Source organism: Pararhizobium sp. (assembly GCF_965279435.1).
GTDB lineage: Bacteria > Pseudomonadota > Alphaproteobacteria > Rhizobiales > Rhizobiaceae > Pararhizobium.
In genome coordinates this window covers 412,782-424,887 of the sequence record NZ_CBDIHY010000002.1, presented here as the reverse complement: position 1 = coordinate 424,887, position 12,106 = coordinate 412,782, and the positions used below count along the sequence as shown (strand labels likewise).

Annotated in this window: 11 protein-coding genes; all 11 read left to right on the top strand. The window is 59.6% G+C overall.

All coding sequences use genetic code 11. The features are described 5' to 3' along the window. The first annotated feature begins 8 nt into the window (after positions 1-8). The 11 genes from ACQY8Q_RS03520 to ACQY8Q_RS03470 all read left to right on the top strand — a co-directional run bounded on the left by ACQY8Q_RS03520 (position 9) and on the right by ACQY8Q_RS03470 (position 12,085). A complete protein-coding gene (locus ACQY8Q_RS03520) occupies positions 9-509 on the top strand; it encodes a CMD domain-containing protein (protein WP_428424695.1) in 501 nt (166 codons plus the stop codon). Next, positions 506-1,081, top strand: coding sequence for a peroxidase-related enzyme (locus ACQY8Q_RS03515; protein ID WP_428424693.1), 576 nt, complete (start codon positions 506-508; stop codon positions 1,079-1,081). The genes ACQY8Q_RS03520 and ACQY8Q_RS03515 overlap by 4 nt, the downstream gene beginning before the upstream one ends. Before the next feature lie 42 nt (positions 1,082-1,123). Continuing rightward, positions 1,124-1,738: a helix-turn-helix domain-containing protein gene (locus tag ACQY8Q_RS03510; protein ID WP_428424691.1), complete on the top strand. Its 615-nt coding sequence runs from the start codon at positions 1,124-1,126 to the stop codon at positions 1,736-1,738. Between the two features lie 49 nt (positions 1,739-1,787). Then, positions 1,788-2,873, top strand: a complete 1,086-nt coding sequence (locus tag ACQY8Q_RS03505) for an NAD/NADP octopine/nopaline dehydrogenase family protein (RefSeq protein WP_428424689.1) — start codon at positions 1,788-1,790, stop codon at positions 2,871-2,873. 173 nt (positions 2,874-3,046) lie between these two features. Then, positions 3,047-4,234, top strand: coding sequence for a glycine C-acetyltransferase (locus ACQY8Q_RS03500; protein WP_428424687.1), 1,188 nt, complete (start codon positions 3,047-3,049; stop codon positions 4,232-4,234). Between the two features lie 252 nt (positions 4,235-4,486). Further along, on the top strand, positions 4,487-5,521 hold the full coding sequence (tdh, locus tag ACQY8Q_RS03495) for an L-threonine 3-dehydrogenase (protein WP_428424685.1): 1,035 nt from the start codon (positions 4,487-4,489) through the stop codon (positions 5,519-5,521). Positions 5,522-5,679: 158 nt separating this feature from the next. Continuing rightward, a complete protein-coding gene (locus ACQY8Q_RS03490) occupies positions 5,680-6,957 on the top strand; it encodes an MATE family efflux transporter (protein WP_428424683.1) in 1,278 nt (425 codons plus the stop codon). Positions 6,958-7,327: 370 nt separating this feature from the next. Beyond that, positions 7,328-8,344 carry an amino acid ABC transporter substrate-binding protein gene (locus tag ACQY8Q_RS03485; protein ID WP_428424681.1) on the top strand — a complete coding sequence of 339 codons (1,017 nt, stop codon included), beginning with the start codon at positions 7,328-7,330 and terminating at the stop codon, positions 8,342-8,344. Between the two features lie 66 nt (positions 8,345-8,410). After that, complete coding sequence (locus tag ACQY8Q_RS03480) at positions 8,411-9,559, top strand: amino acid ABC transporter permease (protein ID WP_428424679.1); 1,149 nt, start codon at positions 8,411-8,413, stop codon at positions 9,557-9,559. Beyond that, entirely contained in the window at positions 9,559-10,653 is a 1,095-nt protein-coding gene (locus ACQY8Q_RS03475) for an amino acid ABC transporter permease (RefSeq protein ID WP_428424677.1), read from the top strand. Before ACQY8Q_RS03480 ends, ACQY8Q_RS03475 begins: the two co-directional genes overlap by 1 nt. After that, a complete protein-coding gene (locus ACQY8Q_RS03470) occupies positions 10,646-12,085 on the top strand; it encodes an amidohydrolase family protein (RefSeq protein ID WP_428424675.1) in 1,440 nt (479 codons plus the stop codon). Before ACQY8Q_RS03475 ends, ACQY8Q_RS03470 begins: the two co-directional genes overlap by 8 nt. The last annotated feature ends 21 nt before the right edge of the window (positions 12,086-12,106 follow it).

Genomic DNA, 12,106 nt, shown 5'->3' with positions numbered 1-12,106 from the left:
ACGATGGTATGGCTGAAAACGAAGATGTGATTGCCGCGATCGTCGGCATTGAACCAGGCGGTACGTTGGCTGGAGTGGTGGCGGGGAGGGCCGACATCATGGCGCTGACCCAGCAAACGCATGATGGTGCTCTGTCACCGGAAACGCCCGGCGGGCTATCGCATGCCGAGCGTGCAGCACTTGCCTGGCGCATCGCAAAGATTAACGATAACAAGGCCTTTGAGGACCATTTCGAAGCGATGCTGGAAAAAGCCGGTGCGCCGGACAGCGCTGCCCGGTTGGCTGACATCTGGTTTGACGGTGGCAGCGACCTTCGAACGAAAGCCCTCATCCGGCATGTCGATCTGGTTGCGCACGCGCCCAAGGATGCAACACGCCGTGATATCGAATTGCTGCAGGAGGCCGGCATTGCCGACGAAGACATCGTCCGGCTGTCCGAACTTGTGGCTTTCGTCAGTTATCAGATCCGGGTTGCCGCCGGCCTGCAGTTGATGCGGGGGCTGGCATGAGCAATATCGTCCACGACTTTACCACCGACATCCCGGTCTGGAAGCCCTATGTGACCCCGCTTGACCTCGCCGAGGCAAGTGCCGAACAGCTAGAGGCACTGAAGATCACGCCATCCAACACCAAGGTGTCGGACTACGTTCTTGTGCTGGCGCATGACGTCGAAACCTTGAAACACAGAACGCCGCTGTTCAACGCGGTGATGTACAATCGCGATGGGCTGTCGCGCGCAGAGCGTGAAATCGGCGCGGTTGGCGCGTCGATCGTCAACCGCTGCATCTATTGTGCGGCCGTTCATGCCAGCCGCTACAACCAGTTGACCAAGGACGAGGATGTCATTGCGGCCATTTTTTCCGATGGTGTCGATGCACAGATCGATCCGCGGCTGAAAGCGATCCTGACATTCGCGGTCAAGCTTTCCAAATGCCCGCCGGATGCAAATGCTGCCGATATGGCAGCACTCGTGGAGGCCGGTTTGGGACAGGACGAAATCCTCGATCTCATCCTGTCCACGTCTCTATTCGGATGGGCCAACCGGCTCATGCACACACTTGGCGAGCCAGTCAGAGACTGATTGGCAGCGGCATTCACGGGTTCGGCAAAAGGGGGACAAAACATGCTTTCGATCAATCCGCCCGAAATCGGGCCACGCCTGCAAGCCTATCGAAAAGAACTCAACCTGACTCTCGCCGAACTGGCGGCAATGTCCGGTGTCTCGCGTTCGATGCTGTCAGAAATAGAACGTGGCAATGCCAATCCGACCTATGGAACGCTTTGGCACCTGACACGGGCGCTGAACATCGATCTCAACAGTCTGATTAGCGGCGCCAGCGAAGAGCGCGGCGGCGGGTCCATTATCGATCTGCAACCCGGAAACCTGACGCCGACCATTCGCAGTGCTGACGGGAGCTGCACACTGCAGATCCTGTCGCCCGCCAATATGGTTTCGCTGATCGAATGGTATCTCCTGAGCTTTGAAGCGGAAGGGGAACTCGCCAGCGATCCGCATGGGGCAGGCACCATCGAGCATCTGCACTGCACCACAGGCGAGATCGTCGTGCGCAGTGCCGGCAGCACAATGATTGTGCGGGCGGGCGAAACGGCGCGCTACGCCGCCGACGTGCCCCATTCCCTGAAGAGCGTCGGCCCTGTCGGGGCCGGAGCATTTCTTGTGGTTGCATCCGGCGACGTCGGGCTGGGGCCGCAGCGGACATCGATACGTCCAAAATGATGATCGGCTTTCAGCCGGTTCGATAGATTAAGCAGAAAAGGAAGTTGTCATGCGGGTAGGTATTGTTGGTGCGGGTTCGATCGCCTTTGGAACGGCTGTTCTTGTCGAGCAGCAGGGGCATAAAGTGACGCTGTGGTCACCATCGGGCGAACGCACCAAGGCCTTGGCCACGGGCGAGGCGCTGATTGCCAATGGGGCAATCCAAGGCACGTTCCACCCGGCCGTTGCGGTCAGTGCTGCCGAACTCGTTGCCGGTGCAGAAGCATTGGTCATCGCGCTTCCGGCCTACGGCCACAAGACTGTTCTCGACGCAATCGCGCCATATGTCACGTCAGAGCAGACTGTCATCTTCAGTTCGCATGCCTCGTTTGGCGCGCTTTATCTGTCACGCCTGCTCGCCGAACGCGGTGTTGTCGCGACGATTGTTGCCTGGGGGACTACGGCAGTGTCCGGACGGCAGCTGAGCCCGACATCGGTCAATGTGAACACGGTGCGCAAACAGGTGGATCTTGCAACCGTGCCCACCTCGCGCAGCGCTGCCGGTCTGGCTGTCTGCAAAGACCTGTTTGGCGATCGTTTCCTGGATCGTGGTAGCCTGATGGCGATCGCACTGTCCAACCTCAATCCGCAGAACCACATGGGCATCGCGCTCGGCAATATGACCCGCATGGAGCGGGGCGAAAGCTGGAGCCAGGGGCAGAACGTCACGCCGAACGTCGGGCGTCTTCTGGAAGATCTGGACCAGGAACGCATCGCCATCGCCACCAAGCTCGGCCTTGAGGTGCGTAACATCTTCCAGCATTTCCACCTCTCGTTCCACGTGCCGGTCAACTCGATCTCCCAGATGAACCAGGAGATGCACGACGCCGGCAATGGCGGCAGCGGTCCGACCACGGCTGACAGCCGTTACGTGACGGAAGATGTGCCGTTCGGTCTGGTGATGACGGCAAAGATCGGGCGTCTCGCTGGCTATCCTGCAGAGCTGCATGAAGCCGGTGTGCGGATCTTTTCGGCCATGTATGGCCGCGACTTTACCGCCGAGAACGATCTTCTCACCGCTCTGGAACTGGACGCAATGTCGTTGGAAAAGCTCAAGGGCCTCTGCCATAACGGATTTGCCGCCGCCGCTGCATAACCACGATCAACTATTCCCGGCCTTCGCTTCCTCCGGCAAACTGCCGCGGGTAAGCGCAAGGCCGGAAGAGGGGCAAGCGGGGGGCAACAGGCCCTCCTCATCGTTCCGCGACTGATTTTTCCCAAAGCTGTTGCGCAAAATGCGTCATCGGCTCAAACGAGGTTGCATTTGCTATGAGCAACGCATTTTTGTCCCACCTTTCCACCGAGCTTTCGGGTTTGAAATCCGCCGGGCTTTACAAGTCGGAGCGGGTGATTGTGTCGAAGCAGGCTGGCGAGATCGAGGTTGCGTCGGGTGCGAAGGTGTTGAACTTCTGCGCCAACAATTATCTCGGCCTTGCCGACAATGCCGAATTGATCGAGGCCGGCAAACGGGCGCTCGATCGTTATGGTTATGGCATGGCCTCGGTGCGTTTCATCTGCGGCACGCAAGAGGAGCACAAGCAGCTCGAGGCGCGGATTTCGTCGTTTCTCGGGCTGGAAGACACGATCCTCTATTCTTCCTGCTTCGATGCCAATGGCGGCCTGTTCGAGACGCTGTTGAACGAGGAAGACGCGATCATCTCCGATGCGCTCAACCACGCCTCGATCATCGACGGCGTACGCCTCTCCAAGGCCAAGCGCTTCCGTTATGCCAACAACGACATGGCGGCGCTGGAGGAGGAACTGAAGAAGGCTGAGGGTTCGCGCTTCAAGCTGATCGCCACCGACGGCGTCTTCTCGATGGACGGTATCATCGCCAATCTGCAAGGGGTCTGCGATCTCGCCGATAAATACGGTGCCATGGTGATGGTCGATGACAGCCATGCCGTCGGGTTCGTCGGTAAACATGGCCGCGGCTCGGCCGAGTATTGCGGCGTCGAGGGCCGGGTGGATATCATCACCGGCACGCTTGGCAAGGCGCTGGGCGGCGCGTCGGGCGGCTACACGTCGGCAAAACGAGAAGTGGTCGAGTGGCTGCGCCAGCGCTCGCGGCCCTATCTGTTCTCCAACACGCTGGCCCCGGTGATCGCGGCTGCGTCGCTAAAGGTGTTCGACCTGATCGACAATGGCGACGTGCTGCGTTCGCGGCTTGAGGCCAACGCGACGCTGTTTCGTACCGAAATGAGCAAGCTCGGCTTTACGCTGGCCGGTGAAGGTCATCCGATCATCCCGGTGATGCTCGGCGATGCCTCGCTGGCGCAGGCGTTTGCGGCAAGGATGCTGGAAAAAGGCGTCTATGTGGTCGGCTTTTCCTTCCCCGTGGTGCCCAAGGGCCAGGCCCGCATCCGCACCCAGATGTCGGCCGCCCACAGCGAGGCGGATGTCCGCCGGGCGATTGCGGTGTTTGAAGAGGTCGGCAAAGAGCTGGGTGTGATTTGAACGGCCGATAAGGACCCCTCACCAAGCGCGTCCAGCGATCGGCCTTGCCTCTCGCGGACTTGCTATCCTCTCCCGCAAGGGGAGAGGGAGGGTGCCACGATTACCGTCCCTTCCATGAGGCAAGGCGGTGCTGCAGGTTTACCTCTCCCCTTGCGGGAGAGGATACGAAGGCCGCGAGAGGCAAAGCCGATCGCTTGGCCGAAGTTGGTGAGGGGGAACCGCAGCTGCGGCAAACCAATGAGGACATAAGACATGACAAACATGATGAAGGCGCTCGTCAAATCCAAAGCTGAAATCGGCCTGTGGATGGAGCATGTGCCGGTGCCGGAGCCCGGCCCCAATGACGTGCTGATCAAGGTGAAGAAATCCGCCATCTGCGGCACCGACGTGCACATCTGGAACTGGGACCAGTGGGCGCAAAAGACCATTCCGGTGCCGATGGTGGTCGGCCACGAGTTTGTTGGCGTCATTGCGCAGGTCGGCTCGGCCGTCACCCGGTATCATGTCGGCGAACGGGTGTCGGGCGAGGGCCATATCGTTTGCGGAAAATGCCGCAACTGCCGGGCGGGCCGGGGGCATCTGTGCCGCAACACGCTCGGCGTCGGCGTGCATCGTCCGGGCTCGTTTGCCGAATATGTCTGCATTCCGGAATACAATGTTGTCTCTATCCCCGACGAGGTTCCGGACGAGGTCGCCGCCATCTTCGATCCGTTCGGCAATGCCGTGCACACAGCCCTCTCCTTCGATGTCGTCGGCGAGGATGTGCTGGTCACCGGCGCCGGCCCGATCGGCATCATGGGGGCGATGGTTGCCAAACGCTCCGGTGCCAGAAAAGTTGTCATCACCGATATCAATCCGGTGCGGTTGGCCTTGGCCGAGAAGATGGGCATCGATTATGTCGTCGATGCGTCGAAGGAAAACCTCGCCGATGTGATGAAGCGCATCGGCATGACCGAGGGGTTTGATGTCGGGCTGGAAATGTCGGGGGCTGCTCCTGCCTTCCGCGACATGATCGACAAGATGAACAATGGCGGCAAGATCGCCATTCTCGGCATCGCACCGACCGGCTTTGAGATCGACTGGAACAAGGTGGTCTTCAAGATGCTCAACCTCAAGGGCATCTATGGCCGCGAGATGTTCGAGACCTGGTACAAGATGATCGCCTTTGTGCAAGGCGGCCTCGACCTCTCCCCGATCATCACCCACCGCATCGGCATCGACGACTTCCGCGACGGCTTCGAGGCCATGCGCTCCGGCAATTCCGGAAAAGTCGTCTTGGACTGGTAGGACGGGTGAGGGCGTGCAGGCAGGGCTAACTTAAAACCAACGAGCGGCGGGGAGATCGGAATGTCAGTTCAATCTGGTGAGAAACCCTCCCCGTCGGGGCAGGTTGAATGATGAGTGCTGTACCGCCTGCAGAGTTAGGGGAAAACTGGAACCGCCGGATGGTGACCTTGGCGCTCCCGATCATTCTGGCCAATCTGGCCCAGCCGATCTTGTCTCTGGTCGATACGATGGTGGCGGGGCATCTCCCGGGCTCCTCCTATCTCGGCGGCGTCGCACTCGCCGGCGTGCTGTTCAATTTCCTGTTCTGGAGTTTCAGCTTCCTGCGGATGGCAACGACAGGTCTGGTCTCTCAGGCCTGGGGTGCCAACGATAGCGCGCTGATGCGCCTGCACCTGCTCAGAGCGCTGCTGATTGCCGCTGCCGGCGGGGCGATCATCATCATCCTGCAAAAGCCGATTATCGAACTTGGTTTGGGATTTCTCGGCGGTAGCGAAGCGGTCTATGAAAGTGCCTCGGCTTATGCGTTCGCCCGCATCTGGTCAGCGCCTGCTACTCTTGGAAATTTCGTCCTGCTCGGTTACCTCCTGGGCCGCCAGCGGGTGATGATTTCACTCGCCGTGCAGGTTGCCCTGAACGTCATCAATCTTGTTGCAACGCTGACCTTGGTCTTCGTTTTCGACTGGGGTGTCGCCGGCATCGGCGCTGGCACCGCGCTGGCGGAATGGATTGCCTTGATCGCCGGCCTTATTATCGTCAAGCCTTTTGGCGCACGTCCGGCACTGGCTATACGTGACCTGTTGGACAGGCTGGCGTTCCAGCGGTTGATCGCAGTCAACCGCGATATCTTTCTGCGCAGCCTGTTTCTGTTGATCTGCTTCGGCTGGTTTGCCCGCAGCGGGGCTGCAGAAGGCGACGCAATTCTGGCCGCCAACGCCATTCTGCTCAATCTCCATGGCATCACCTCCTACGGGCTCGACGGATTTGCCCATGCCACCGAAACCCTGGTCGGTTCCGTCATCGGCGCGCGTCGCAAAGAGGCGCTTGCCCGCGTGATCAAAGCCGCCTTCCTATGGTCTGGATTGGTCGCACTGCTGTTTTCGCTTTGTTATGCGTTTGCCGGTCCGTCGATCATCGCACTTCTGACCAACCAGGAAGATGTCCGTATCGTCGCGGTCGCGTTCCTTCCCTATCTGATCGTGCTGCCGCTCGTCTCGGTGACCAGCTACATGCTCGATGGGGTCTTCATCGGGGCGATGCGCACGCGCGAATTGCGCAACAGCATGTTCATCTCGACGGTCATCTTCCTCGTATCCGCCTATGTGTTGCAGCGGTTCTTTGGCAATCATGGACTGTGGATGGCGATGATGGTGCTGATGTTTGCCCGAGCTGCAACCTTGGGCCTCAGCCTGAAGCGTAAAGGCTTTATCGACGCTTAGCAGCAGCGAGAGAAGTCGCCTCCATATTGTATACTATTTTAATTCAGTATCGGGCTTAACACCTAGTTTTGGCTTTTCGCGCTACATAGCCTTGGGTTTTCTGAGGCGTAAGTGCGCCGAAGCGTGACGAAATATCGCGACAGAATGCCATCGCACCCGCTGCAATGCGGCGAGTTTACTGAAGTCTCGGTGAAATCCCTTTCCGGCGTACGGAAATCCCGGCATTTCTTGTATTCGATTTTGTTGCCAAATGATTTTCAATATTGTACACAATATTTGCGATCGGGAGGATCGCCGATTATGAAATTCTGCTGGAGGGCGGAAGTCTTCATTGATTGACAGCAGCAAGGAAACCATCAGGGAGGGGACTATGAAACAAGGATTTCTGACGATCTGCGCCGCGGCCACGGCACTTCTGGCGGCCAGCGTCGCGCAGGCGGGAACGCTCGATACCGTAAAGGCCCGTGGCAAGCTGGTATGCGGTGTATCGCTCGCCACACCAGGATTTGCCGCACCGGACGACAAGGGCCGGATGCAGGGCTTTGATGCCGACGTCTGCCGCTCGGTGGCTGCCGCGGTGTTTGGCGATGGCGACAAGATCGAGTTTGTTCCGACCAATATCAATACCCGCTTCCAGGCTCTGCAATCCGGCGAAATTGACATGCTGTCACGCCAGACGACGCAGACCTTTTCGCGCGAAGCTTCGCTCGGCCTCGATTTTGGTCCGACCGTGTTTTATGATGGCCAGGGCCTGATGGTCGCCAAGTCGCTTGGCGTTTCCAGCGCCAAGGAATTGACGGACGCTGCGGTCTGCACGTTGCCCGGCACGACCACTGCGCAGAACCTCAGCGACTTTTTCCGCACGATTGGCGGCAAGTTCGAACTGGTGGTGTTTGAAAGCCCCGATGAAAACCGGGCTGCTTTCTTCGCCGGCCGTTGCGAGGCGATTTCCTCCGACCGCTCTGACCTCGCGTCGATCCGCGCAGTCGCCAACAACCCGGACGACTACATCGTTCTGCCGGAAACGATCTCCAAGGAGCCGCTCGCACCGGCCGTTCGCCAGAACGATTCCAACTGGCGCGATGTCATGTCCTGGTCGGTCTGGATGCTGATGGCGGCCGAGGAAAAAGGCATTACCCAGGCCAATGTCGACGAGATGCTGAAAAGCCAGGATCCGGACATCCAGCGCATGCTCGGCGTCACCGACGAACTCGGCGCGATGCTCGGCCTTGACAACAAGTGGGGCTACAACGTCATCAAGGCTGTCGGCAATTATGGCGAGGTCTTCGAGCGCAATCTGGGTGAGAAAACCCGGCTTGGACTGACGCGCGGTCCGAACGCGCAGTGGAATGCCGGTGGCCTGGTCTACGCACCGCCGTTCCGTTGAGTACATCGCTCGCGCGCATGAAGCGCGCGAGCTTTCTCCCGTTCGGCAAAAAAGCGGCGAGTTTTCATGAGCTTCCTGAATGATATGCGTTTCCGCGCGTTCTGCTATCAGATCGGCGCGATCGGTCTGGTTGTCGCTGTTGCGTGGACGATGTTTGCGACAGCGAGCGACAATCTCGCAAAACAGAATATTGCCACCGGCTTCGGCTTTCTGGCCCGTCAGGCCGGTTTCGTCATCAGTGAAACGGCAATCACCTATCAGCCGACCGACAGCATTGCCCGGGCGATCCTTGTCGGCATCGTTAATACCGTCAAGGTTTCGCTGCTGGCGGCGGTCCTCGGAACGGTTCTGGGGCTCTTCGTCGGCGTGGCGCGCATGTCGCGCAATCCGCTGCTGGCGCGTTTGGCGCTTGCGTATGTCGAGGTGCTGCGAAACGTCCCGCTGCTGCTCTATCTCTTTCTCTGGTATTCGCTGATCATCATGGTGTTTCCGCCGGTCAAGCAGGCGCTCAACATCCTGCCGGGGGTCTACCTTTCCAATAGTGGGCTTGTTCTTCCGGCCGTGTTCGTGGAAAACGGCGCTGCGATCTACGCCCTGTTTATCTGCGCCGGTCTTGCCGCTGCGATCCTCATCCGGCGCATCAGCCAGCAATGGCGGCTGGCGACCGGAAAGTCCAACCACGGCACAGTCATTGCATGGCTGGCGCTGCTGCTGCCGCCGCTTCTTGTTTGGATGTTCGGCCTTGTGTCCTTCGGTTGGGATATTCCGCAGGCCGGCAGGTTCCGGTTGACCGGTGGCCTGCATGTACGTCCTGAATTTGTCGCCCTGCTGTTCGGACTTCTTCTCAGCGTGTCCGCCAGTGTGGCCGAAATCGTCCGTGCCGGCATCCAGGCCATAGGGCCGGGACAATGGGAGGCCGCCGCAGCGCTTGGGCTGCATCGTTCGCGGGTGATGCGGCTGGTCGTGCTGCCACAGGCCCTGCGCCTGATCATTCCACCTTTGACCAACACATACCTGACCGTCTTCAAGAACAGTTCCCTGGCGATCGCCATCGGTTATCCGGATCTGGTGATGGTGTCCAACACCGTTATGAACCAGACGGGGCAGGCGATCGAAACCATCGCCATTTTCATGGGCGTCTATTTGAGCCTGTCGATCGTCATTTCGCTGACGATGAACTGGTACAACGCGCGTGTCGCGCTGAAGGAGCGTTGATGGCCGAAATTCAAGCTCTGCCATTACCGGTCGGCGCTGCCAAGCCGCCCGTGCGGCGTTCCGGATGGGTCAAGACCTATTTCGGCACGCCGCTGAATTCCATGATCAGCCTTGTCTCGATGGTTGCGATCTTTTTCCTTGGCAAGCTGGCGTTTGGCTGGCTGGTGGTGAATGCCGTCTTTTCCGGCGATGGTTTAGCCTGCAAGGCAAGCGGTGGCGCCTGCTGGCCGTTTCTTGCCGAAAAACTCCGGTACATGATCTTCGGCTTCTATCCATTCGAGGAGCAATGGCGGCCGCTTCTGGCGCTGGTGCTTTTTCTGGCCAGTTGCCTGATCTCGATGATGCCGCGCTTCTGGAGCCGGATATTGCTCTATGCGTGGCTGCTTGTAGTCCTGCCGGTTCTTTATGTCCTGATGGCGGGCGGGGTCTTCGGACTGTCGCCGGTTGCGACATCGAGCTGGGGCGGGTTGCCGCTGTCGTTCATGCTGTCCTTCATCGGGCTCGTCTGCGCCCTGCCGCTCGGCATCGGGCTGGCACTTGCCCGCGCCTCAAGCCTGCCGGCCATCCGCGTTCTTGCCGTCGGCTTCATCGAAATCGTTCGTGGTGTTCCCTTGATCAGCATCCTGTTCATGGCGACGGTGATGCTGCCGCTGTTCATGCCGGAGGGCGTGACCATCGACAAGCTCCTGCGCGCGCAGGTCGCCATCATCATCTTTGCCGCTGCCTATATCGCCGAAATCGTTCGCGGCGGCCTGCAGGATGTTCCCGAAGGCCAGTTCGAAGCAGGCCAGTCTCTCGGACTGTCCTATTGGCAGGTGATGCGCAAGATCGTCCTGCCGCAGGCCCTGAAGAAAGTCATCCCGCCGATGGTCGGGCTTTTCATCGGCTTTTTCCAGGATACGACACTGGTTACCATCGTCGGCCTACTTGATTTTCTCGATACCGTGCGCTCGGCCCTGCGGGATCCCGAGTGGCAGGGCATTGCCGTTCTCGAAGGCTATGTCTTTGCCGCTGCCGTCTATTTCACCTTCAGCGCCCTGATGGGCCTGTACAGCCGCTTCCTCGAACAGCATTTCAGGGTCACCCATGGCTAACGATATTCATGTCATCCGCAACGCCAGTACGATCGTCGGCTACGACGAAAACCGCCAGGGGCATGCCTATCTTTCCGACGGAGACATCGCCTTTGACGCCAGCGGCTTCATCCATGTCGGCGGCCGGTATGACGGTGCATTCGTGCGTGAAATACCCGGCAAGGACAGGATGGTGCTGCCGGGTTTCGTCAACGTGCATTGCCATTCCGGAGAAGAGCCGATCTCAAAGGGCTTGTTCGAAGATGAAGGCACCGCAGCGCTCTGGGGCAATGCCCTCTATGAATATTCCAACCTGATCGAGATCAGCGACAGCGCTGTCGAGGCTTCGTTGACGGTGATGCTCGGCGATCTGATGCGTAGCGGCGTTACCACCCTTGTCGATATTGCCGGTCCGCATGACAGCTGGCTGCCAACTTTGGCAAGGAGCGGCGCACGCGCCTATGTCGCTCCCGGCTTCCGGGAAGCCGCATGGCATGTCGAAGACAGCCGACGCCTCGATCTCACCTGGGACAAGGGCAGGGGTTACGAGGCGTTCGCCCAGGCACTCGAGGTAGTCGATGCTGCACGCGCGCATCCGTCCGGCAGGCTGGGCGGTATCGTTTCTCCTTCGCAGGTCGAGACATGTTCCGCCGAACTCTTGCAGGCAGCGGCTGAGGCGGCACGCGGACGGAACGTGCCGATCACCGTGCATGCGGCGCAGACGATGGCCGAGCATGAGGAGCTGATGCGCCGGACGGGCCTGACGGCTGTCCGGTATCTCGAAGAGCTGGGCGTTCTAGGCGAAGACCTGATCATCGGGCATTGCATCTTTGTCGATGGTCATTCCTGGACGCGGCAACGGACCGATATCGATCTTGGCCTGCTCGCCGAGCGGCGGACTACGGTGGCGCATTGCCCCGTCACTTTCTCGCGCAGCGGCATGGTGCTGCAATCACTCGGACGCTATCGCCGCAACGGCGTCAATGTGGCGCTGGGAACCGACAGTTATCCGTTCAACATGCTGGAAGAAATGCGCCAGGCTATGATCTGCTCGCGCGTTGCCGGGGGCTCTGTCTTCGACGTCGGTACGGCCGACGTGTTTGAGGCAGCAACGCTTGCCGGAGCGCGCGCGCTTGGCCGGCGCGATATCGGCCGGATAGCACGGGGTGCCAAGGCAGATTTCCTGTTGGTCGATCTGAAACATGCGGGTATGCAGCCGGTCTATGACCCCTTGCGCAACCTGCTTCACTGCGCAGCAGAACGTGCCATTGCAGCGGTCTATGTGGATGGCCGGCCCGTGGTCGAAAGCGGCAAAGTGCTTCATCTTGATTATGACGGCGCCCTCGCAGAACTGCAGGAGGCGCAGGAGTTTGCGGTGAGGCGCCTTCAGGAAAATGATCCGGCTGGGCGGCCGAGCAGTCTGCTGGCAAGGCGATCGCTCCCGGCCATGTGATGTCGAGTGTATAACGATGAC

Bases quoted from the DNA above. Each gene is read 5' to 3' on its own strand.
- ACQY8Q_RS03490 (WP_428424683.1), top strand. From the start codon at position 5,680: ATGGTGACCTTGGCGCTCCCGATCATTCTGGCCAATCTGGCCCAGCCG.
- ACQY8Q_RS03515 (WP_428424693.1), top strand. From the start codon at position 506: ATGAGCAATATCGTCCACGACTTTACCACCGACATCCCGGTCTGGAAG.
- ACQY8Q_RS03475 (WP_428424677.1), top strand. From the start codon at position 9,559: ATGGCCGAAATTCAAGCTCTGCCATTACCGGTCGGCGCTGCCAAGCCG.
- ACQY8Q_RS03510 (WP_428424691.1), top strand. From the start codon at position 1,124: ATGCTTTCGATCAATCCGCCCGAAATCGGGCCACGCCTGCAAGCCTAT.
- ACQY8Q_RS03485 (WP_428424681.1), top strand. From the start codon at position 7,328: ATGAAACAAGGATTTCTGACGATCTGCGCCGCGGCCACGGCACTTCTG.
- ACQY8Q_RS03500 (WP_428424687.1), top strand. From the start codon at position 3,047: ATGAGCAACGCATTTTTGTCCCACCTTTCCACCGAGCTTTCGGGTTTG.
- ACQY8Q_RS03480 (WP_428424679.1), top strand. From the start codon at position 8,411: ATGAGCTTCCTGAATGATATGCGTTTCCGCGCGTTCTGCTATCAGATC.
- ACQY8Q_RS03470 (WP_428424675.1), top strand. From the start codon at position 10,646: ATGGCTAACGATATTCATGTCATCCGCAACGCCAGTACGATCGTCGGC.
- tdh (WP_428424685.1), top strand. From the start codon at position 4,487: ATGACAAACATGATGAAGGCGCTCGTCAAATCCAAAGCTGAAATCGGC.
- ACQY8Q_RS03520 (WP_428424695.1), top strand. From the start codon at position 9: ATGGCTGAAAACGAAGATGTGATTGCCGCGATCGTCGGCATTGAACCA.
- ACQY8Q_RS03505 (WP_428424689.1), top strand. From the start codon at position 1,788: ATGCGGGTAGGTATTGTTGGTGCGGGTTCGATCGCCTTTGGAACGGCT.